The 20,763-nt window shown below is 71.1% G+C and carries 19 protein-coding genes and 1 pseudogene; 5 read left to right on the top strand and 15 right to left on the bottom strand.

Annotated elements, in window-relative coordinates:
- Complete coding sequence (locus NF20_RS10885; RefSeq protein ID WP_023861132.1) at positions 1-873, top strand: SAM-dependent methyltransferase; 873 nt, start codon at positions 1-3, stop codon at positions 871-873.
- Between the two features lie 107 nt (positions 874-980).
- Here the strand turns inward: NF20_RS10885 and NF20_RS10890 are convergent, their stop codons facing one another.
- From NF20_RS10890 to NF20_RS10920, 7 genes are all read right to left on the bottom strand, one after another.
- Positions 981-2,657, bottom strand: a complete 1,677-nt coding sequence (locus NF20_RS10890; protein WP_011725586.1) for a ribonuclease J — start codon at positions 2,655-2,657, stop codon at positions 981-983.
- Between the two features lie 19 nt (positions 2,658-2,676).
- Entirely contained in the window at positions 2,677-3,579 is a 903-nt protein-coding gene (dapA, locus tag NF20_RS10895; protein ID WP_011725587.1) for a 4-hydroxy-tetrahydrodipicolinate synthase, read from the bottom strand.
- Positions 3,580-3,622: 43 nt separating this feature from the next.
- The gene (gene thyX / locus NF20_RS10900; protein WP_003878641.1) at positions 3,623-4,375 is read right to left on the bottom strand and encodes an FAD-dependent thymidylate synthase; all 753 of its coding nucleotides are present in this window, start codon (positions 4,373-4,375) and stop codon (positions 3,623-3,625) included.
- 219 nt (positions 4,376-4,594) lie between these two features.
- On the bottom strand, positions 4,595-5,833 hold the full coding sequence (locus tag NF20_RS10905; protein ID WP_369798134.1) for a winged helix-turn-helix domain-containing protein: 1,239 nt from the start codon (positions 5,831-5,833) through the stop codon (positions 4,595-4,597).
- On the bottom strand, positions 5,834-6,568 hold the full coding sequence (locus NF20_RS10910; protein WP_019734301.1) for a DivIVA domain-containing protein: 735 nt from the start codon (positions 6,566-6,568) through the stop codon (positions 5,834-5,836). It abuts the gene before it with no gap.
- Positions 6,569-6,637: 69 nt separating this feature from the next.
- Positions 6,638-7,183, bottom strand: a complete 546-nt coding sequence (locus NF20_RS10915) for a dihydrofolate reductase (protein WP_009978008.1) — start codon at positions 7,181-7,183, stop codon at positions 6,638-6,640.
- Complete coding sequence (locus tag NF20_RS10920; RefSeq protein ID WP_009978009.1) at positions 7,180-7,980, bottom strand: thymidylate synthase; 801 nt, start codon at positions 7,978-7,980, stop codon at positions 7,180-7,182. The genes NF20_RS10915 and NF20_RS10920 overlap by 4 nt, the downstream gene beginning before the upstream one ends.
- Positions 7,981-8,022: 42 nt before the next feature.
- Between NF20_RS10920 and NF20_RS10925 the strand changes: the two genes are divergently transcribed.
- Positions 8,023-8,763 (top strand): dienelactone hydrolase family protein, encoded by a 741-nt coding sequence (locus NF20_RS10925; protein ID WP_003875187.1) that lies wholly within the window; start codon positions 8,023-8,025, stop codon positions 8,761-8,763.
- Here NF20_RS10925 and NF20_RS10930 read toward each other — a convergent pair.
- Together NF20_RS10930 and NF20_RS10935 are read right to left on the bottom strand one after the other, a co-directional pair.
- The gene (locus NF20_RS10930) at positions 8,752-9,954 is read right to left on the bottom strand and encodes a glycosyltransferase (protein ID WP_033712676.1); all 1,203 of its coding nucleotides are present in this window, start codon (positions 9,952-9,954) and stop codon (positions 8,752-8,754) included. The two genes, NF20_RS10925 and NF20_RS10930, sit on opposite strands and share 12 nt — an antisense overlap.
- A gap of 60 nt (positions 9,955-10,014) precedes the next feature.
- Positions 10,015-10,794 carry an SDR family oxidoreductase gene (locus NF20_RS10935; protein ID WP_033712675.1) on the bottom strand — a complete coding sequence of 260 codons (780 nt, stop codon included), beginning with the start codon at positions 10,792-10,794 and terminating at the stop codon, positions 10,015-10,017.
- A 119-nt stretch (positions 10,795-10,913) separates the two neighbouring features.
- On the opposite strand from NF20_RS10935, the gene NF20_RS10940 reads away from it, so the two are divergent.
- Entirely contained in the window at positions 10,914-11,240 is a 327-nt protein-coding gene (locus NF20_RS10940) for a hypothetical protein (protein ID WP_003875184.1), read from the top strand.
- Between the two features lie 12 nt (positions 11,241-11,252).
- On the opposite strand, the gene NF20_RS10945 is transcribed toward NF20_RS10940, so the two are convergent.
- Together NF20_RS10945 and NF20_RS10950 are read right to left on the bottom strand one after the other, a co-directional pair.
- On the bottom strand, positions 11,253-14,480 hold the full coding sequence (locus tag NF20_RS10945) for an acetyl-CoA carboxylase family protein (RefSeq protein ID WP_033717278.1): 3,228 nt from the start codon (positions 14,478-14,480) through the stop codon (positions 11,253-11,255).
- On the bottom strand, positions 14,477-16,009 hold the full coding sequence (locus tag NF20_RS10950; RefSeq protein ID WP_170924277.1) for a class I adenylate-forming enzyme family protein: 1,533 nt from the start codon (positions 16,007-16,009) through the stop codon (positions 14,477-14,479). The genes NF20_RS10945 and NF20_RS10950 overlap by 4 nt, the downstream gene beginning before the upstream one ends.
- A 54-nt stretch (positions 16,010-16,063) precedes the next feature.
- On the opposite strand from NF20_RS10950, the gene NF20_RS10955 reads away from it, so the two are divergent.
- Positions 16,064-16,897 (top strand): acyl-CoA thioesterase domain-containing protein, encoded by an 834-nt coding sequence (locus tag NF20_RS10955; protein WP_031343821.1) that lies wholly within the window; start codon positions 16,064-16,066, stop codon positions 16,895-16,897.
- A 46-nt stretch (positions 16,898-16,943) separates the two neighbouring features.
- Here NF20_RS10955 and NF20_RS10960 read toward each other — a convergent pair whose 3' ends face one another.
- The 4 genes and pseudogenes from NF20_RS10960 to NF20_RS10975 all read right to left on the bottom strand — a co-directional run bounded on the left by NF20_RS10960 (position 16,944) and on the right by NF20_RS10975 (position 19,235).
- A complete protein-coding gene (locus tag NF20_RS10960) occupies positions 16,944-17,345 on the bottom strand; it encodes a flavodoxin family protein (RefSeq protein WP_042632833.1) in 402 nt (133 codons plus the stop codon).
- 62 nt (positions 17,346-17,407) lie between these two features.
- Positions 17,408-17,863 (bottom strand): membrane protein, encoded by a 456-nt coding sequence (locus tag NF20_RS10965; RefSeq protein ID WP_033712671.1) that lies wholly within the window; start codon positions 17,861-17,863, stop codon positions 17,408-17,410.
- A 25-nt stretch (positions 17,864-17,888) separates the two neighbouring features.
- Positions 17,889-18,626 carry a 4-hydroxy-tetrahydrodipicolinate reductase gene (dapB, locus tag NF20_RS10970; protein ID WP_023865210.1) on the bottom strand — a complete coding sequence of 246 codons (738 nt, stop codon included), beginning with the start codon at positions 18,624-18,626 and terminating at the stop codon, positions 17,889-17,891.
- A 49-nt stretch (positions 18,627-18,675) separates the two neighbouring features.
- A pseudogene (locus tag NF20_RS10975) lies at positions 18,676-19,235 on the bottom strand (hypothetical protein).
- Positions 19,236-19,403: 168 nt separating this feature from the next.
- Here NF20_RS10975 and NF20_RS10980 point away from each other — a divergent pair.
- Positions 19,404-20,759 carry an HNH endonuclease signature motif containing protein gene (locus NF20_RS10980; RefSeq protein WP_023873712.1) on the top strand — a complete coding sequence of 452 codons (1,356 nt, stop codon included), beginning with the start codon at positions 19,404-19,406 and terminating at the stop codon, positions 20,757-20,759.
- Positions 20,760-20,763 lie beyond the last annotated feature (4 nt).

Genomic DNA, 20,763 nt, shown 5'->3' on the forward strand with positions numbered 1-20,763 from the left:
ATGGCACGAAATCCGGTAGCGCAGACGGCATTTGGGCCGATGGTGTTGGCGGCGGTGGAGCAGAACGAGCCGCCCGGCCGCCGTTTGGTAGACGACGACTTCGCCGAGCTGTTCCTGCCCGCGCCGCTGCGCTGGCTGGTCGGCGCCACCCGGTTCGCCCCGGTTCGTCACCTGATGATCCGCGGCTCGGAGTTCACCGGTCCCGGGCTGTGGGCGAATCTGGCCTGCCGCAAGCGTTTCATCGCCGACAAGCTCAAGGAGTCGCTCGACGACATCAACGCCGTCGTCATCCTGGGTGCGGGGCTCGACACCCGGGCCTACCTGCTGACCCGGCGGGTGCGCATCCCGGTGTTCGAGGTCGACCTGCCGGTCAACGTCGCCCGCAAATTCAAGACGGTCCGCCGGGTGCTCGGCGAGCTGCCGCTGTCGGTTCGGTTGGTCGCGTTGGACCTCGAGCACGACGACCTGCTCACCGCGCTGGCCGAGCACGGCTACCGCACCGACTACCGGGTGTTCTTCATCTGCGAAGGCGTCACCCAGTACCTCAGCGAGGCCACCGTGCGCCGGACGCTGGACGGGCTGCGCGCGGCCGCCCCGGGCAGCCGGCTCGTATTCACCTATGTGCGAAGCGATTTCATCGACGGAACCAACCGGTACGGCACCCGCACGCTGTACCGCAACGTGCGCCAGCGGCGCCAGCTGTGGCATTTCGGTTTGCAGCCCGGCGAGGTCGCCGACTTCCTCGCCGAGTACGGCTGGCGGCTGGTGGAGCAGGCCGGACCCGACGAACTCATGCAGCGGTATGTCGTGCCCACCGGCCGCAAACTCAAAGCCTCCCAGCTGGAATGGTCGGCCTACGCGGAGAAGACCTAGCCACCGCGGGCGTTCGCGACACTTAAACCTTGGCGACGACACGCCGAAAAGCGCCTGCCTGCTTTAAGTTTCGCGGCGGAGCGAGCCGGGTGCGGAGTGAGCCGGGGCTAGACCTCGATGACGGTGGGGACGATCATCGGCTGTCGGCGGTAGGTTTCGCCCACCCATTTGCCGACGGTGCGCCGCACCCCCTGGGCGATGCGGCTGGGGTCGGTGATGTTCTCGGCCACCAGCGCCTCGAGCTCCTCCTCGACCCGGCGCACCGCGGGCTCGAGCGCCTTGGGGTCCTCGGAGAAGCCGCGCGAATGCAGATGCGGTGGCGCCACGGGACGCCCGGTGCCGCGCTGCACCACCACCGTCACCGCCACGAAACCCGACGACAGGATCAGCCGCTCCCCCAACGTGATGTCGCCGACGTCGCCGTCGACCAGGCCGTCGACGAACATCTTGCCGACCGGCACCGCCCCGGAGATCGAGGCCCTGCCCGCGACCAGGTCGACGCTCACCCCGTTCTCGGCCAGCAGGATCGACTCCTCCGGCACGCCGGTGCGGGCTGCCAGCTTGGAGTTGGCCCGCAGCATCCGCCACGTCCCGTGCACCGGCATCACGTGGCGCGGCCGGACGCCGTTGTACAGGAACAACAGCTCACCGGCGTAGGCGTGGCCCGAAACATGAACGCGCGCTTGGGCGTTGGTGACCACCCGGGCGCCGATCTTGGCGAGCTCGTCGATCACGCCGTAGACCGCCTCCTCGTTGCCCGGGATCAGCGACGAGGCCAGCACCACAAGGTCGCCCGCGGTCAGCGTGATGCTGCGGTGCTCGCCGCGCGACATCCGCGACAGCGCCGACATCGGCTCGCCCTGGGTGCCGGTGGTGATCAGCACCACCCGCTCCGGCGGCATCAGCTCGGCGGCGCCGATGTCGATCACGTCGGCGTCGGCTACCCGCAGGAATCCGAGTTCGCGGGCGATGCCCATGTTGCGCACCATCGACCGGCCGACGAATGACACCCGCCGGCCCAATGCCACTGCGGCATCGATGATCTGCTGAACCCGGTCCACGTTGGAGGCGAAGCAGGCCACGATGACGCGGCCCTCGGCGCCGCGGATCAGCCGGTGCAAGGTCGGGCCGACTTCGCTTTCCGAGGGGCCGACGCCGGGCAGCTCGGCGTTGGTCGAATCGCACAGGAACAGGTCGACCCCGGCGTCACCGAGCCGCGACATGCCGGGCAGATCGGTGGGCCGGCCGTCCAGCGGAAGCTGGTCGAGCTTGATGTCGCCGGTGTGCAAAACCGTTCCGGCGCCGGTGTGTACGGCGATCGCCAGCGCGTCGGGGATGGAGTGGTTGACGGCGAAGTATTCGCATTCGAACACGCCGTGGGTGCTCTTGCGCCCCTCGGACACCTCGACGAACACCGGCTTGAGCCGGTGTTCGCGGCACTTGGCGGCGACCAGGGCCAGGGTGAATTTCGAACCGACGACCGGGATGTCGGGCCGCAGCTTGAGCAGGTAGGGGATGCCGCCGATGTGGTCCTCGTGCGCGTGGGTGAGCACCAGCGCCTCGATGTCGTCGAGCCGGTCTTCGATGTGCCGCAGGTCCGGCAGGATCAGATCGACGCCGGGCTCGTCGTGGGTGGGAAACATCACCCCGCAGTCGATGATCAACAGCCGGCCCAGGTGCTCGAAAACCGTCATGTTGCGGCCGATTTCGCTGATGCCGCCCAGCGCGGTGACCCGCAACCCCCCGGCGGCCAGCGGGCCAGGCGGGGCGAGGTCTACATCCACTGCTCGGACGCTCCCCGGGTCACCTGAGCACCGAGGCCGCACGCATGTCGGCGGTCAACGCCTCGATCTGCTCGGGCGTCGCCGGCACCTGCGGCAGTCGCGGGTCGCCGACGTCGATTCCCTGCAGCCGCAGCCCCGCCTTCGACATCGTCACCCCGCCCAGGCGGGCCATCGCGTCGCACAGCGGCGCGACGGTCGCGTTGATCTTGCGGGCGGTGGCGATGTCCCCGGAAGTGAAGGCGGACAACAACTCCCGTAGCTGATTGGCGGCGACGTGCGAGATCACGCTGATGAAACCGGTGGCCCCCATGGCCAGCCACGGCAGGTTCAGCGCGTCGTCTCCGGAGTAGTAGGCCAGTCCGGTCTCGGCGATGATCTGGCCGCCGGCGTGCAGGTCGGCCTTGGCGTCCTTGACGCCGACGATGTTGGGGTGCGACGCCAGCGCGCGGATGGTGCTCGACTCGATGGGCACCACCGAGCGTCCGGGAATGTCGTAGAGCAGCACCGGCAGTTCGGTCGCGTCGGCGACGGCGGTGAAATGCGCGATCAGCCCGCGCTGCGGGGGCTTCGAGTAGTAGGGCGTGACCACCAGCAGACCGTGCGCGCCCTCGGCCGCGCAGGCCTTGGCCAGCCGGACGCTGTGCGCGGTGTCGTAGGTGCCGGCGCCGGCGATGACGCGGGCCCGGTCGCCGACCGCCTCGAGCACCACCCGCAGCAGCTCGCGCTTCTCGTCGTCGGTGGTGGTCGGCGATTCGCCGGTGGTTCCGGACACCACCAGCCCGTCACAGCCGGAGTCGACGAGATGATTGGCCAGCCGCGCGGCGGCGGCGGTGTCCAGCGAGCCGTCGGCCGCGAACGGCGTGACCATCGCGGTCAGCACGGTTCCCAACCGCGCTGGGGCGTCGAATCCGACCGTGCTCACGCTGTTCAGGTTACCTGGCGGGGGCAAGGGGTTTCGTGACCGCTCAGGCCTCGGTGGCCAGCGGGCTGGTGGCGACCTCGGTGCCGTCGGCCAGCGTGGCGATCTCGAAGTCGGCGAACACCGCGGGCGCGACGTCCGCCAGCCGGCGCAGGCACTCGATGGCCAGCCGCCGGATCTCCACGTCGGCGTGCTCGCTGGCCCGCATGGCGATGAAGTGGCGCCAGGCGCGGTAGTTGCCGGTGACGACGATGCGGGTTTCGGTCGCGTTGGGCAGCACCGCCCGGGCGGCCTGGCGGGCCTGTTTGCGCCGCAGTACGGCGCTGGGTTGGTCGGCGAACTTGGCCTCCAGCCTGGCCAGCAGCTCGGTGTAGGTGGCCCGGCTGGCGTCGGCGGCCGCGGCCAGGATCTGCTGCAGCTCGGGATCGTCGTCCAGGCCCGGCGGCACGACGACGCGGGAGTCGTTTTCGGGGACGTAGCGCTGGGAGAGCTGGGAATAGGAGAAGTGCCGGTGCCGGATCAGCTCGTGGGTGCAGGACCGGGAGATGCCGGTGATGTAGAACGACACGCTCGCGTGTTCGAGCACCGAGAAGTGGCCGACGTCGATGATGTGCTTGATGTAGCCGGCGTTGGTCGCGGTTTTGGGGTTGGGTTTCGACCAGCTCTGGTAGCAGGCCCGCCCGGCGAACTCGACCAGCGCGGGGCCGCCGTCGGCGTCGGTGCTCCACGGCACGTCCGGGGGCGCCAGGAAGTCGGTCTTGGCGATCAGTTGCACGCGCAGCGGCGCGATCTCGGCCACGGGCAATCACCTTAGCCCGGCGACGATGCGCGCCGCCGCGCGGCGCGAGGAGGAGCCGGGCAATCTGACCCCGCCCGGCGACGATGCGCGCCGCCGCGCGGCGCGAGGAGGAGCCGGGCAATCTGCCCCCGCCCGGCGACGATGCGCGCCGCCGCGCGGCGCGAGGAGGAGCCGGGCAATCTGCCCCCGCCCGGCGACGATGCGCGCCGTGTGGCCGCGTCAGGCGACCGCACGCAGCGCCGGGGCCAGATCCCCGCGGTCGGCGACGCTGAGCCCGCCCAGCCCCAGCCAGGACGCCATGGACCACAACTCACCGGCCAGCGCCGCGGCGACCCGGGGCCGCGGCGCCTGCGGCTCGGCGAAGGCGCCGAGGACGCGCAGCGTGCCCTCGGCCCGGTCGGCCTTCAGGTCGACGCGGGCCGCCAGCCGCCCGTCCATCAGCAGCGGCCACACATAGTAGCCGTAACGGCGCTTGGCGGCCGGCGTGTAAATCTCGATGCGGTAATGGAATTCGAAGAGCCTCTCGACGCGGGGCCGGAAGAAGATCAGCGGGTCGAATGGGCACAGCAGCGCGGTGCCGCGGTCCGTGCGCGGCACCGCGCGGCCGGTCCGCAGGTAGGCCGGCGCCGGCCAGCCGGCCACCTCGACCCGTTCCAGGTCGCCGGCGGCCACCAGCTCGGCGATCGCCGGCTTGACCTGCGCGGCGGACAGCCGGAAATAGTCGCGAATGTCGGCCTCGGTGCCCACCCCCAGCGCACCGGCGGCCCGCAGCGTCAGCTCCCGGATCGCCTCGTCGTCGTCGACCCGGCGGGCCAGGACGTCGGCCGGCAGCACCCGTTCCACCAGGTCGTAGTGGCGGGCGAAGCCGACCCGGGTGGCGGTGGTGAGCACTCCGGCGGCGAACAGCGCCTCGGCGACCCACTTGGTGTCGCTGCGGTTCCACCAGGCGCCCTTCCTGCGGCGCGGCTCGGCCGCCAGATGCGCCTCGATCTGCCCGGCCGTGCTGGGCCCGAGCTCGGCGACGGCGGCCACGACCGCGTCGGCGAGCCGCGGATTGGCCTGCACGATGTGGGTTCCCCACCGGCCGTGCCGGTACTGACGCATCCGCCAGCGCAGCAACGGCCAATCCTCGACGGCCATCAGCGCGGCCTCATGCGCCCAGTACTCGACCAGCAGCCGCGACGAGCGCGGGCCCCACGCGGCGCGGTCGAGCACCTCGCGGTCATACGGGCCGAGCCGGCTGAACACCGGAGCGTAGTGGGCACGCACCGTCACCGACACCGAATCCAATTGCAGCACTTGGATTTTGGATATCAGCCGGTTCAGGTGCGCGCGGGTGACGGCACCCGCGGGCCGGGGCTCGGTAAAGCCTTGCGCCGCAACGGCAATCCGGCGGGCCTGGGCGACGGACAGCCTGCGGGTCGACACGGCGCCGACGATACCGCCGCCCGGCGACACTCAGCCCGCGCGGACCTTGCCGTCCACCGCCGCCAGCACGCCGTCGTCGGCCGAGCCCTGCTGCTCGTCGTAGGCGGCCTGCAGCGCGGCCGGGACGTCCTCGAGCTCGCCGTACACGCTCATCAGCTGCTCGAGGATCTTGATCCGCTGCGCGCTGGCCTCCTCCACCGCACGCCGGGCCGTGTCGCGGTAGTGGTCGGCGCCCTGCTTGGCGTCGCCGAGCAGCTGCTCGCACTCCCGTTCGGCGGTGCGGCGCGCCTCGTCGATGGCCGCCTGCGCCTCGGCGCGCATGTCGGCCAGCTCGGCGTCCAGCTTCTCCTTGGTCTCCCGGTATTCGGCCTCCAGTGCCTCCTGCTGCGCGGCCATGTCGGCGAGCACCTCGTCGCGCTTGCGCTCGGCGGCCTGCGCCTCGGCTTCCGCCGCGGCGATCAGCGCGTCGGCCTCGGCCCGCGCCTCGGCCTGCATCTCGGCCACCTCGTCGACCGCGCGGGCCAGCATCTTGGCCATCCGCTGCTGCACCGCGTGCGGCGCCGGCGAGGTGTCGGTGAGCGCGGCGACCTCCTTGCGCAGCGCGGCCGTTTGCTCGTTGGACTCCTGCAGCCTTGCCCGCAGGCTCTCCACGTCGTCGATCAGCAGCTGCTGCTTGGCGGTCAGCATCTCGATGTGCGCGTCGACCGCGGTGGTGTCGTAGCCCATGAACTTGCGCGAAAACGTCTTGACGGGTTCGGTGATCACTGCCAATTCCCCCTTTTCCCGAACAGCGGCTGGTAGACGGTGTGTGACCGACCCCCGCGTCCGAGTATGTCAGCTCGGGCGTGAGGGCGAACAGCCGCGAACGGAAGAGCGCGGGTCCCGACGGTAGCTGTGGAACCGGTACCGCAGCCCGGAGCGGCTGGCCAGCCACTCGCCCGTCTCGCCTACCCAGCTGTCGTCCAGCGCCGGCGCCAGCGCGTCGTCGTCGTCGCGGCGCAGGTCGATCTCGATTTCGGTGACCTCGCAGCGGGTGGCATGGGGCAGCGCCAGCAGATAGATCTGCGCGCCGCCGATCACCCACGGCGCCGGGTCGCTCCCGGCGTACGCGAGGGCCGCCTCCAGCGACCCGGCCACCCGCGCCCCCTCGGCGACGAAGTCGGGCCGGCGGGACACCACCACGTTGCGCCGGCCGGGCAGCGGCCGCACCTTGGCCGGCAACGACTCCCAGGTCCGCCGGCCCATGATCACGGTGTGCCCCATGGTCACCTCTTTGAACCGGGTCAGGTCTTCGGGCACGTTCCACGGGATGTCACCGCCGCGGCCGATGACGCCAGACGTCGACTGGGCCCACACCAGGCCCACCTCGGCACGGGTCATACCGCGACGGGGGCCTTGATGGCCGGGTGCGGATCGTAGTTGTGCACCACGACGTCGTCGTAGGTGTAGTCGAAGATGGAATCCCTATGCGCCAGAACGAGTTCCGGGTAGGGCCTGGGCTCGCGGCTCAGCTGCAGCCGGACCTGCTCGACGTGGTTGTCGTAGATGTGGCAGTCGCCGCCGGTCCACACGAATTCGCCGACCGACAGCCCGGCCTGGGCGGCCATCATGTGGGTGAGCAGGGCGTAGCTGGCGATGTTGAACGGCACGCCCAGAAACAGGTCGGCGCTGCGCTGGTAGAGCTGGCAGCTCAGCCGCCCGTCGGCTACGTAGAACTGGAAGAACGCGTGACACGGCGGCAGCGCCATCCGCGGGATCTCGCCGACGTTCCACGCCGAGACGATGATGCGCCGCGAGTCGGGGTCGGTGCGCAACAGATCCAGCGCGGCGCTGATCTGGTCGATGTGCTCACCCGACGGCGTCGGCCAGGACCGCCACTGCACGCCGTAGATCGGTCCGAGATCGCCTGTGTCGCTTGCCCATTCGTCCCAAATGGTGACGCCGTGCCGGTGCAGCCAGTCGACGTTGGAGTCGCCGCGCAAGAACCACAGCAACTCATAGACCACCGATTTCAGATGCACCTTCTTGGTGGTGATCAGCGGGAAGCCGGCCGACAGGTCATAGCGCAGCTGCTGGCCGAACAGGCTGCGCGTCCCGGTGCCGGTTCGGTCGGATTTGGCCGTTCCCCGATCGAGCACCAGACGCAGAAGGTCCTCGTAGGGCGTCGGGATGGGCACGCGGCGATCTTACGTCGGACGGCCAGGAGTAGAACGGGTGCCATGCCGAAGATCACCGACAGCATCAGCACCGCCGACGGCACCTGCCCGGTGCGCCTGTTTTTCCCCGACGGGTCCGGGCCGTGGCCCGGCGTGGTCATGTATCCCGACGCCGGCGGGGTGCGCGACACATTCGACCAGATGGCCGCCGAGCTGGCCGGATTCGGCTACGCGGTGCTGCTGCCCGACGTCTACTACCGCAGCGGCGAATGGGCCCCGTTCGACATGGCGACCGTGTTCGCCGACCAGCAGGAGCGCAACCGCCTGTTCGCCATGATCGGCAGCGTCACCCCGGACCGGATGGCCACCGACGCCGCGGCGTTCTTCGACTACCTGGCCGCCCGCCCGGAGGTGTCCGGCGACCGGTTCGGGGTGTGCGGCTACTGCATGGGCGGGCGGACATCGCTCATCGTGGCCGGCCGGCTGCCCGACCGGGTGGCCGCGGCGGCGTCGTTCCACGGCGGCGGCCTGGTGACCGACAGCGACGACAGCCCGCACCTGCTGGCCGACCGGATGAGCGCCACGGTGTATGTCGGCGGCGCCCAGGACGACGCGTCGTTCACCACCGATCACGCCGAGCAGCTGGACAAGGCGCTGACCGCGGCCGGTGTCCGGCACACCATCGAATGGTATTCGGCCGCACACGGTTTCGCGGTCCCCGACAATGCGCCCTATGACCCGGCCGCGGCCGAACGGCACTGGGACGCGATGCGCGACGTGTTCGCCGCGGCGTTACCCCGCTAGCCGCGCCACCAGCAGCCGCGCGGCCCGCGCCGCGCCGTCGGTGCGGATCGTCGCGGCCACCGCCCCCGCGCGGGCGCGGGTCCGCTCGGTCAGGGCGGTCCCGAGCGCGGCGGACAGCGATTCGACGGTGGGGGCCGGGCCGTCGTGGGCGGCGCCGATGCCCAGCTCGGCCACCCGGGCCGCCCAGTACGGCTGGTCGGCGCCCTGGGGCACCACCACCTGGGGCGCGCCGGCCAGCGCGGCCGCCGTCAGGGTGCCCACCCCGCCGTGGTGCACGACGGCCGCGACCCGCCCGAACAGCGCCTGGTGGTTGACCTCACCCACGACCAGGCAGTCCTCGCCGTCGTCGATCGGGCCCAGCCCGGCCCAGCCGCGGGAGACGACGGCGCGGCGCCGCTGCGCGCGCACCGCCTCGATGGCCACCCGGGCGACGTCCCGACAGGCCCGCATCGGCATGCTGCCGAAGCCCACGTACACCGGCGGGGCGCCGGCATCCAGGAAGGCGTCCAGCTCCGCGGGCAACCGGCGATCGTCGGCCAGCAGCCAGGCGCCGGTCTGCACCACGTCGAGGTCGCCGGGCGGCCGCCACGGATCCAGGGTCGGGTCGGTGGCCAGCCACGGGCGCTCGGTGAGCGCGTAGCCGCGGAGGTCGTCCAGCGGCGGCAGGCCGATCGCCGCCCGGCGCGCGTTGAGCGTCTCGCCGAACAGCGCCTGCATGTACCGGCCGTCAAGCTGCCACAGCAGCCGGTTGTCGATCGCCGCGTCGGCGTACCCGGGCGGCGGGTAGTGCGGCGACGGCAGGATGGTGGGCTGATAGCTGACGTAAACGTAGTGGGCGCCCTGCTTTTCGGCGGCCGAGCGGGCGGCGGCCGCTGCCGGCGGGAAGCCGGCCACCACCAGGGCGTCGCATTCCCGGGCGGCGGCCGCCGCGTCGAACTGGGCGGCGATGAGCCCGTCCAGCTGGCGGCGCAGCTGCGCCTCCGACGGCGTCGTCGCCGCGGTTTTCATCGCCCGCAGCGAGTCGCCGAACGCCACCAGCGGCACCCCGGCGCGGGCCAGCAGCTCGGCGAATTCCGCGTCCGGCGGGGCGCTCACCCGCGCGTCGACGCCGAGCGCCCGCAGCTGCACCGCGAGCGCGGCCAGCGGCTGCACCCCGCCGCGCGAGTCGTACGCCGACAGCAGCACACGCATCCGCTGGTTCCCGCCTTCAAGGTGTGGTCGGGAAACTCTAGCGTCGCCGCGGCGGTGAGGTCAGGACGGCGTCGGCGCCGGCCGGAATCCCTGCGCGGCGCCGAGCACGGTGCCGCCGTCGATGACCAGTGTCTCGCCGGTGATCCAGCTGGCGGCGTCGGACAGCAGGAAAGCGACGGCGGCTGCCACGTCGATCGGCTCGCCGATGCGGCCCAGCGCGATCGAGGACGACAGCGGGTCCTCGTGGTCCTTCCACAGCGCCTCGGCGAGCCGGGTGCGCACCACCCCGGGGGCGATCGCGTTGACCCGGACGCGCGGCGAAAGTTCCAGCGCCAGTTGCTTGGTGACGTGGATCAGCGCCGCCTTGGTGGCGTTGTACATGCCCATTGCCGGCGACTGGTGCAGGCCGCCGATGGAGGCCGTGTTGACGATCGAGCCGCCGTGTTCGCCCATCCACGACTTGACCGCCAGCGAGGTCCACAGCAGCGGCGCCCACAGGTTGACGTCGAAGATCTTGGCAAACCGGGCGTGGTCCTGCTCGATCAGCGGCCCGTACGCCGGATTCGTCCCGGCGTTGTTGACCAGGATGTCGACGCTGCCGAAGCGCTCCAGCGTGAGCCGCACGCACTGGCGGGCCGCGTCCTCGTCGACCGCGTGGGCACCGACCCCGAGGGCCTGCGGCCCCACCTGGGCGGCGGCCGCGTCGGCGGCCTCCTGCTTGCGGGCGGTGAGCACCACGTTGGCGCCCGCCGCGGCCAGCTGCTGGGCGATGGCCAGCCCGATACCGCGCGACGCGCCGGTGATGATGGCGGTGCGTCCGGTCAGATCCTGTGAGGTCATGGTGTGCCTTCTGTCGCGGTGGTGGGCCGGTCGTTCGTTTGCTGCCGAAATTTTATTCGCGATGTTTTGGACAGGTGTTGAGGTGGTATGCCAGCCGCATGCGATCGAAATTGACACTCATGAAACCGCTGGTCGTTGCCGCAGCGGCTGCCGCGGCCATCGCCGCCGCGCCCGCGGCCGCCGCTGACGTCATCGTCGCAGGGCCAGCCGGGCCGGCCGCGCCCACGCACATCACCTTCAAGGACGACCCGGGTGGTGGTGGCTGCGACGCCAACGGCAACTGCGGCTCCGGTGGGCAGGACCAGGGTCCGGGCGGCGGCCCGGGCGGACAGGGCTGCGTGCCCGGCGTGGGCTGCGGCTCCGGTGGCCAGTTCGCCGGCCCCGGCGGCGTGCCCGGCGGCCAGGGCTGCCTGCCCGGCGTCGGTTGCGGCTCCGGCCACGCGTAACCGCTCAACCAGTCAGCCTCCCGAGAGCCTGGTGATCCAGGCCCGCGAGGCTGCTGGGTCTATGACGTCGTCCAGCTCGAAGGTGGTCGCCGCCCGCAGCGCCTTGCCGTGCTGGTAGGCGGCCGCCACCAGGCGGTCGAAGAGGTTTTGCCGTTCGGCCGGATCGGTGACGGCGGCCAGCTCCTTGCGGTAGCCGAGCCGCACCGCGCCCTCCAGGCCCATGCCCCCGATCTCGCCCGTCGGCCAGGCAACGGTGAATTGCGGTGCGCGGAACGACCCGCCGGCCATGGCCATCGCGCCGAGCCCGTATCCCTTGCGCAGGATGATCATTCCCAGCGGCACCGTCAGCCGCGCACCCAGCACGAACATCCGGCCGAACCGGCGCACCGCGGCCTGGGTCTCGGCATCGGGCCCCACCATGAAGCCGGGGGTGTCGCACAGCGAGATCACCGGCAGCCCAAAGGATTCGCACAACGCCAGGAAGTCGCCGGCCTTGTCGGCGGCTTCGGCGTCGATGGCGCCGCCGAGGTGATGGGTGCTGTTGGCGATCAGCCCGTAGGGCACGCCCTCGACGCGCACCAGCGCGGTGACGATGCCCACCCCGTAGTCGGGGCGCAGCTCCAGCACCGACCCGACATCGACGATCGCCTCGATGGCGCGGTGCACATCGTAGGCGCGTAATCGGTTCTGCGGCACCACATGTCGGGCCACCCGCGGGTCGGGCGCCTGCCACCGGTCCAGGCGGCCCTGAAAGTAGGAGAGGTATTGCTTGGCCAGCGACACCGCGTGCGCTTCGTCGCGGGCGACCAGGCCGACCACCCCGTTGCGGCGCTGCACGGCGATCGGCCCGATCGCCTCGGGCGGGTAGACGCCCAGCCCGCCACCTTCGATCATCGCCGGCCCGCCCATCCCGATGTTGGCGTCCGGGGTCGCGATGATGACGTCGCACACCCCGGCGAGCGCGGCGTTGCCGGCGAAGCACCGGCCCGAGACGACCGACACCAGCGGCACCCGCCCGCGCAGCCCGGCCAGCATCCGGAAGGTCGGCACGTCCAGCCCCGCGGCGCCGCCGACGTCGGTGTCGCCGGGCCGTCCGCCGCCGCCCTCGGCGAAAAGCACCACCGGCAGCCGTTTCCGGGCGGCCAGGTCGAAGACGCGGTCGGTCTTGGCGTGGTTGCGCATGCCCTGGGTGCCCGCCAGCACGGTGTAGTCGTAGGAGGCCACGACGGCCTGCGCCGCGGCCCGCCCGAACCGGTCGGCGCCGACGGTGGCCAGGCCGGCGACCAGACCGTCGGCCGGGGTGTTGGCGATCAGGTCCTCCTCGGAGCGCCGGCTGCGCTGCGCGGCGATGGCCAGGGCGCCGTATTCGACGAAGCTGCCGGGGTCGACGAGGTCGTCGATGTTCTCCCGGGCGGTGCGCCGGCCCTGCCGGTGCCGTTTGGCGACGGCGTCCGGGCGCCCCTCGTCCAGGGTCCGGGCGTGGCGCTCGATCACCTCGTCCAGGTCGGCGCGGGTTAGGTCGAGATCGGTTGCCGCCGTGACGGATTCACCGTCGTCACCGCCCGTGGTGCGGGTGAAAACCAGCAGCGGATCGCCGGTCCCGACGACCTGGCCGGGGGTCACCAGCACCCGGACGGTGCGCAGCGCGTCCGGCGCGGCGAGGACGTGCTGCATCTTCATCGCTTCCAGGACGACCAGCTGGGCGCCCGCGGGGTAATCCGCGCCCTCGGGCGCCACCTCGACCACGGTGCCGGCCAGCTGCGCCCGCAGCGCGTCCTCGCCGGGATAGAGCTCGACGGCGCCCGGCTGCGGGCCGGGCTGATGGGTCAGCGCGGCGGCGGCCAACTCGGGAAGCTTATCGTCCACGAAATCAGTGTTCACCCAGCCGGTTTCGAGTCGCTGTTCGGCCAGCAGCCGGCGCAGGAACCCGATGTTGGTGGCCACGCCCTCGACGCCGAATTCGGACAGGGCGGTGTCGGCCTTGCGCATCGCCGCCCGCCACGAGGATCCGTGCACCGCGACGATCACCTTGGCCAGCAGCGAGTCGTACTGCGGGCTCACCACCAGTCCGGGCCGGCCGTAGGTGTCGACGCGCACTCCCGGTCCGCTGGGTGGGCAGAACGCGGTGAGCGTGCCGGCGGACGGCAGCACGGAGAAGTCGGGGCCGAACGTCTCCGCGTTGACCCGCAGCTGGATCGCGATGCCCCGCTGGGTGGCCGGCTCGCCGATGACTTCGGTGCCGTCCGAGGCGATTCCGGCCGGCAGGCCCAGCCGGTAGTAGGACTCGCCGCCGGCGATCGCAAGCTGCACGGCGACCAGGTCGAGCCCGGTGGTCTGTTCGGTGACGGTGTGCTCCACCTGGATTCGCGGGTTGACCTCCAGGAAGACGAACTGCTCGCCGCTGACCAGGAACTCCACGGTGGCCAGCCCGCGCAGCCCGACGCGGGCGCACAACCGCACGGCCGCCTGGTGCAGCGCGCGGCGTAGCTCCTCCGAAAGCCCTTGGGCGGGCGCGATTTCGATCAGCTTCTGGTAGCGCCGCTGGATGCTGCAGTCGCGGTCGCCCACCGCCAGGGCGTGCGTTTGGTGCCCGGCCGGCGCGGCGACCACCTGCACCTCGATGTGGCGGGCGTCGCCGAGCAGCGCCTCGGCGAACAGCGCCGGGTCGCCGAACCCCAGCCGCGCCTCCGCGGCGCAGCGTTGGTAGGCGCCGGCGATCTGAGCGGCGTTGTGCACCTTGCGCATTCCCCGCCCGCCGCCGCCGGCCAGCGCCTTGATCATGATGCCGCCGGGGTGCGCGGCGAAGAATGCCTCGATGTCCTCGACGCCGCTCGGGCCGGCGGTGGCGGCCAGCGTCGGCACCTCGGCGGCGATCGCGGCGCGGCGGGCCGCCGTCTTGTTGCCCAGCAGCTCGAGCACGCGCGCGTCGGGGCCCACGAAGGTGCGGCGGGCGGCGGCGCAGGCCTCGGCGAATTCGGCGTTCTCGGACAGGAATCCGTAGCCCGGATGAATCAGCGTTGCGCCGGTGTTCTCGGCCACGGCCAGCAGGGCAGCCTGGTTCAGGTAGGCGGGCGGGCCGCTGCCGGGCAGCGGCATCGCCTCGTCGGCGGCGTGCACATGCGGGCTGTGCGCGTCGTCCGCGGCGTACACGGCGACGGTTCGCATGCCCAGTTCGGTTGCGGTGCGGATGATTCGAAGTGCGATCTCGCCGCGGTTGGCGACCAGCAGGCTCGCGGTCATCGCAGCGGGTCACCCCAGCGCACCTGGTCGCGCAGTCTGGCCTTGAGCAGTTTGCCGCCGGCATTGCGCGGCAGTGGGCCGTCGACGACCGTAATGTACTGCGGCACCTTGAAGTCGGCCAGCCGGCCACGGCAGTGCTCGAGCACCGCCGGCACGTCGATGTCGTCGTCGCCGAACAGCACCGCCCCCACTTTCTCGCCCATCACGTCGTCGGGCACCCCCAGCACGCACGCATCCGCGACGCCGGGCGCACCCAGCAGCACCGCCTCGACCTCGACGCTGGAGACGTTCTCGCCGCCGCGGTTGATGATGTCCTTGAGCCGGTCGATGATGTGCACCCGGCCGGCGTCGTCGACGCGCACCACGTCGCCGGTGTGCAGCCAGCCCCCGGCGAAGGTGCTCGCGGTGGCCTGCGGCCGGTTCCAGTAGCCGGCGGTCACGTTGCCGCCGCGGGTGACCAACTCCCCGACGCCGGGTTCGTTGTCGCCGAACGGGATCAGCCCCAGGTCCACCGACGGGACCGCATACCCGACCGAATCGGCATGCTCGACGGCTTCGCGGTCGGGCAGCACCGTCATCAGCGACGCCGTCTCGGTCATGCCGTAGCCGTTGAACACCGTGGCGTGCGGGAAAGCGTCTTTCACCGTGCGCACCAGCGACGGCGCGATGGGCGCCCCGCCGTAACCGACCCAGCGCACGCGGGATACGTCGGTTCCGGCAAAATCCTTGTGGCGCAATAACAATGCATAGATTGCCGGGACGGTGACCATCACCGAGACACGTTCGGCGACCACCGCGTTGAGCAGCGCATCCAGGTCGAGCGCGGGCAGGATCACCGACGCTCCCCCGAGCCGGGCCGCGGCCAAAAGTTGTGAGTTGCAACCGGTCACATGGAACAGCGGCACCGAGATCAGCGTGCGCATGTCCTCGCCCAGGTCCCGCGGCTGCTGCAGGCAGCGGATCGCGTTCTCGGTGTTGGTCAGGAATGCCTCGTGTGTGGTCGGCACGCCCTTGGGGTGGCCGGTGGTGCCCGACGTGTAGAACAGGGCGGCGGTGTCGGCCGCGCCGAGTTGCTCGGTGACGTAGGGTTTTCCGTCCGGCAGCGGGCGACCCGGCGCCAGCTGTAGCCGTGCACCGGAGTCGGACAGCACGAAATCGACCTCCGGTTGCGCGGAGCGCGTGTTGACCGCCACCGCAACGCCGCCGGCCAGCACCGTGCCCCAGAAGGCCAGCACCCAGTCGATCCCGGCGGGATAGCGCACCGCGACGCGGTCCCCGCGCCGCAGACCGTCGGCGCGCAGCCCGCCGGCCACCCGCGCCGCCCGGTCCCACAGCTGCCGGTACGTCAGCCGGCCACCGCCGAGCTCGACCACGGCCTCGCTGTCCGGGCGGGCGTCGACCTGGTCGGCGAGCATGTCCACCAGCGTGGCGGGCAGCTCGTCGTAGCGCGGAATGCCGTCGCGGCCGCGGGACACGCCGGTGGTCGGGAACGGGTTGTGCTCCCGCGCGATTTCGATCACTGGCGGCATGCCGGTCCTACCTATCCTGCTGCCTATCCTGCCTGCTGCCCTATCGTGATAGCGGTGACGATCGAGGATCCCGCCATCATGCCCGAGGCGTTTTTCACTGTAGACGGCGACTCCTATATTCCGGGCACGATGACCCGGGGCCCGTGGGGCGCGGCCATGGGCGGGCAGATCGTCGGCGGCCTGTTGGGTTGGGGCATAGAGCAATCCGGCATCGACCCCGACCTGCAGCCCGCCCGGTTCACCGTCGACCTGTTGCGCCCCGCCTTGCTGGCGCCGGTGCAGATCCGCACCTCGGTGCAGCGGGAGGGCCGGCGGATCAAACTGGTCGACGCCGGCCTGGTGCAGAACGGCGTCGTCGTCGCGCGGGCCAGCGCGCTGTTCCTGCGTCGCGGCGATCATCCCGACGGTCAGGTGTGGTCGCCTCCGGTGCAGATGCCGCCGTTGCCGACGTCGTCCGAGGGCTTCCCGGCGGACATGCCCTTTCTCATCTGGGGATACGGGGCCACCCGGGCAGGCAGCCCCGGTATCGCCGCCGGCGAGTGGGAGCAGGCGCATTCGCAGAAGTTCGCCTGGGCCCGGCTGTTTCGCCCGATGGTGCACGGCCATCCGCTCACACCGTTCACCCGGCTGGCGTTCGTCGGCGACATCACCAGTTCGCTGACCCATTGGGGCACCGGCGGATTGCGTTACATCAACGCCGACTACACCGTCACCGCGAGCCGGTTGCCCGACGGCGAGTTCCTCGGGCTGGCGGCCCAAAGCCATTACGGCACGGCCGGGGTCGCCGCCGGCGCCGCGACGCTGTTCGACCGGCACGGCCCGCTCGGCACCAGCTCGGCGCTGGCATTGGCGCAGCCGGCGGACGCCTTCCAGCCGACGTACACCTAGTCCATCAACTGGGCTAGTCCATCAATTGGGCTAGTCCATCAACTGGCTAGTCCATCAATTGGGCGGCGACCGTCGCACCCAGCTCCCAGCACGCCTGCAGGTCGTCCTTGCTGGGCTTGCCCGAAACCACCACCGTCTCAGCGGCTTTCGTCCAGCCCAAGCCGGTCGTGATGGTGTCGACGGCGCGCTGGGCGCCCTCGGTGCCCTCGTTGCCGTGCAGGTACAGGCCGAAGGGCCGCCCGCGGGTGGAGTCGAGCAGCTGGTAATAGCTGCAGTCGAAGGCATGCTTGAGCGCACCCGAGATGTAACCCAGGTTGGCCGGGGTGCCCAGCAGATATCCGTCGGCCGCCAGCATCTCGGCCGGCGAGACCGTCAGCGCCGCCCGGCGGACGACCTCGACCCCTTCGATCTCGGGGTCGGTGGCGCCGGAGACCACCGCCTCGAACATCTCGTGCGTGTGCGGCGACGGCGTGTGGTGCACGATCAGCAGCGTCTTGCTCGGTGTGTCGGTCACTGGTGGCCCTGCAGGTCGACGGCGGTCTTCATGGCTTCCCGGGCGCGGCGGCGGTCCCCGGCGTAATCGTAGGCGCGGGCCAGCCGATACCAGCACCGCCAGTCGTCGGGGTGGTTTTCCACCTCGGTGCGCACGGTGGCGAACAGCGCGTCGGCCGCGTCGCGCCGGATGCGGCCCGACCGCCGGCGCGGCAGCGCGCTGGTGTCCAGCTCCATGCCGTCGGCGGCGATCAGCCGGGCCAGCCTCTGGTGGGCGAATCCGGCGCGCAGGGTGGCGATCATGGCCCACAGCCCGAGGGCGGGCATGATCAGCACCGCCACGCCCAGGCCGACGGCGGCGGCCCGGCCCGAGGCGATCATCGCGATGGCCACCCGCCCGAGCAAGGCGAAGTACACCAACAGCGCCACACACAGGAAGGCGACGAGCAGTTGGATGCGCAGCGCTTTGTTCATAGCCGTTTGCTCATAGCCGGTTTGCTCAGCCCAGGTCGAGCAGCGGTTCGAGGCCCACGGTCAGGCCCGGGTGTTCCCTGATGCGCCGCACCGCCAGCAGCACACCGGGCACGAACGAGGTCCGATCCAGGCTGTCGTGGCGGATGCTCAGCGTCTCGCCCTCGGTGCCGAACAGGATCTCCTGATGGGCGACCAGCCCGGCCAGCCGCACCGCGTGCACGGGGATGCCGTCCACGTCGGCGCCGCGCGCTCCCGGCAGGCTGGTGCTGGTGGCATCGGGGTTGGGGGGCAAGCCTTTTCGCGCTTCGGCGATCAGTTTGGCGGTGCGGGTCGCGGTGCCCGACGGAGCGTCGGCCTTGTGCGGATGATGCAGTTCGATCACCTCCGCCGAGTCGAAGAAGCGCGCCGCCTGCTTGGCGAAGTGCATCGACAACACGGCCCCGATGGCGAAGTTCGGCGCGATGAGCACCGACGTGCCGGGGCTGTCGGCCAGCCACTCCCGAACCTGCGCCAGCCGTTCGGCGGTGAAGCCGGTGGTGCCGACGACAGCGTGAATTCCGTTGCGCACCAAGAACTCCAGGTTGCCCATAACGACGTCGGGATGGGTGAAGTCGATCACCGCCTCGGTGCCGCCGTCGGTCAGCAGACTCAGCGGATCGCCGGCGTCCACCTCGGCGGACAGCGTCAGGTCCTCGGCGGCCTGCACCGCCGCCACCATCGTCGACCCGACTTTTCCCTTGGCTCCCAGCACTCCTACCCGCATGGCTGAAGCCTAGACCGGGTCACATTCCGCGCCGCGCGGTGCCGCGGGTTCAGGTGTGCACGATCCAGCCCGCTTCGGTGTACGGAGCGGGTTGCTCGGGATCGTTGATCGTGAGGTACAGGTCACCGCCCGCCGGCATCGCGAAGCCGACGAATCCATGTGCGGTCTGCCCGTCGTGAAGGCCGCCCGTCTGCAGCGGGGCATCTTGCCGAGCCTCTGGTAGTCGACGGCCATCGTGGCCGGCTGGGGCGCATCGTCGGGATGGGTCCACGGCTGATTGCCGCCGCCGTATCCCGCGAACATATAGCGCTGATTCACCTGGAAGAACCGGTGCGACGTCGCGGTGATCGTCAGTTCCACCACGTTGCACGCGGAGCCAGCCGTCGGAGTCGCGAAATGCGAGGTGCAGCCCGGCGGCAGCCACGTCGCGCTGTTGACGGTGATGTCGGCGGTCGCCCCGCTGGCGGCTCGTGCATGCACGGGCACGCCCAGCTGGCCGATCGGGAACGGTGGACTGTCCGGCGTCGAGTCGGCCGAACCGGTGGGACACGGGCATGCGGCGACGACCACGGTGATCGCGGCTGCCGCATTCGCCCATCCGGCGCGCACGACGCGTGGTTACCCTCCGCGCCACCACGACAAACGCGAGCGCATCCCGCCCTCACAGCTGGATCGCCGCGCGCGGGCTTCGAGCCGGGGTTGTCCACAGTTCGCGGTTCATCCACAGCTGCGGCATTGTCCATTTCCCCGCGCCCCGATCCGCCCTAGGATTCGAACATGCATTCGATCGAAGTTCCGGCCGAGGTGCGCGTGGCCCTGGACGCGCTGGACACCGCCGACGCGGCGATCCGCGCGCTGGACTTCGACGCCCTGCATCCCGTCGTCCGGCTTCGCGCGCTCGAACGGATGGAGGCCTCGCGGCGGCGGCAGATCGCGGTCAGTCACGACGTGATCGCCGGCTTGGCCGGCGAGGGCCCCGCCAACGTGGGCGGCCCGGTGCATAAGGTCATCGCCGACCGGCTGCGGATCAGTTACGCCGAGGCGTGCCGGCGGCTTCGGGAAGCCAAGCAGCTGTCGCCGCGCCTGACGCTGACCGGCCAGGAATTGCCACCGGAATTGCCGGCCACCGCCGGGGTGTGGCGCGAGGGCATGCTCGACGGGCAGCACCTGCGGGTGATCGAGAAGTTCGTTCGCGACCTTCCCGAGACGACGCCGGTCCGCGCGGTGGAAGAAGCGGAGCGGTTTCTTGCCCACCAGGCCACGCTGTTGCGGCCCGACCAGCTGGAAAAGGTCGCGCACCAGTGCGCGTTGCGCATCAACCCCGACGGGAAGTTCTCCGACGCCGACCGTGCCCGCCAGCGCGGCTTCACCTGGTGCGGCCAGCGGGCAGACGGGATGAGCCTCGGAAAGCTTTGGGCCTCACCGGAATTGCGCGCCAATCTGGACGCGTGGCTGGCCCGGTTCGCGGCCCCCGGCATGTGCAACCCGGACGACGAGGCCCCCTGCGTCGCCGGCGAACCCGACGAGGAGTCCGCCACCAAGGACTCGCGCACTCCCGCCCAGCGACAGCACGACGCACTCAACGCCCTGGTGCGCGGCCGGTTGGGTGATCCGAAGCTCGGTCTGCACAACGGCTTACCGGTCACGGTCATCGTGTCGACCACGCTGCGAGAGCTGACGACGGGCGCCGGCCGGGCGGTGACGGGCGGCGGGACGCTGCTGCCGATGCGCGACGTGATCCGCATGGCGCGTCACGCGTATCACTACCTGGCGGTGTTCGACGAGCACTCGAGTCGGCCGCTGTATCTCGGCCGGAGCCGCCGCGTCGCGTCGCCGGACCAGCGCGTGGTGCTCTACGCGAAAGACCGGGGCTGCACCCACCCCGGCTGCGACGCACCCGGCTATTGGTGCGAGGTGCATCATCTCAACGAGTGGGCGACGGGCGGCTTGACCGATGTCGACAACCTCACCTTCGCCTGCGGGCCGCATCACAAACTGATCGAAAATGGTTGGCGGACAAAGAAACTCGCAGATGGACGCACGGCGTGGATCCCGCCACCGCAGTGGGACCGCGGCGCGCGCACCAACGACTTTCACCATCCGGAGCGCGCTTTCGACGGCGAGGACCCGTGAGGTC

This window comes from Mycobacterium sp. MAC_080597_8934, from assembly GCF_000523975.1.
Lineage (GTDB): Bacteria > Actinomycetota > Actinomycetes > Mycobacteriales > Mycobacteriaceae > Mycobacterium > Mycobacterium avium.

What these genes read in the sequence shown, in the direction of transcription:
- NF20_RS10960 (WP_042632833.1), bottom strand. Translation starts at nt 17,345, where the DNA reads ATGTTCGAGGCGGTGGTCTCCGGCGCCACCGACCCCGAGATCGAAGGG.
- NF20_RS10940 (WP_003875184.1), top strand. Translation starts at nt 10,914, where the DNA reads ATGAAACCGCTGGTCGTTGCCGCAGCGGCTGCCGCGGCCATCGCCGCC.
- NF20_RS10915 (WP_009978008.1), bottom strand. Translation starts at nt 7,183, where the DNA reads ATGACCCGTGCCGAGGTGGGCCTGGTGTGGGCCCAGTCGACGTCTGGC.
- dapB (WP_023865210.1), bottom strand. Translation starts at nt 18,626, where the DNA reads ATGCGGGTAGGAGTGCTGGGAGCCAAGGGAAAAGTCGGGTCGACGATG.
- NF20_RS10925 (WP_003875187.1), top strand. Translation starts at nt 8,023, where the DNA reads ATGCCGAAGATCACCGACAGCATCAGCACCGCCGACGGCACCTGCCCG.
- NF20_RS10935 (WP_033712675.1), bottom strand. Translation starts at nt 10,794, where the DNA reads ATGACCTCACAGGATCTGACCGGACGCACCGCCATCATCACCGGCGCG.
- NF20_RS10950 (WP_170924277.1), bottom strand. Translation starts at nt 16,009, where the DNA reads ATGCCGCCAGTGATCGAAATCGCGCGGGAGCACAACCCGTTCCCGACC.
- NF20_RS10980 (WP_023873712.1), top strand. Translation starts at nt 19,404, where the DNA reads ATGCATTCGATCGAAGTTCCGGCCGAGGTGCGCGTGGCCCTGGACGCG.
- NF20_RS10930 (WP_033712676.1), bottom strand. Translation starts at nt 9,954, where the DNA reads ATGCGTGTGCTGCTGTCGGCGTACGACTCGCGCGGCGGGGTGCAGCCG.
- NF20_RS10885 (WP_023861132.1), top strand. Translation starts at nt 1, where the DNA reads ATGGCACGAAATCCGGTAGCGCAGACGGCATTTGGGCCGATGGTGTTG.
- NF20_RS10965 (WP_033712671.1), bottom strand. Translation starts at nt 17,863, where the DNA reads ATGAACAAAGCGCTGCGCATCCAACTGCTCGTCGCCTTCCTGTGTGTG.
- NF20_RS10945 (WP_033717278.1), bottom strand. Translation starts at nt 14,480, where the DNA reads ATGACCGCGAGCCTGCTGGTCGCCAACCGCGGCGAGATCGCACTTCGA.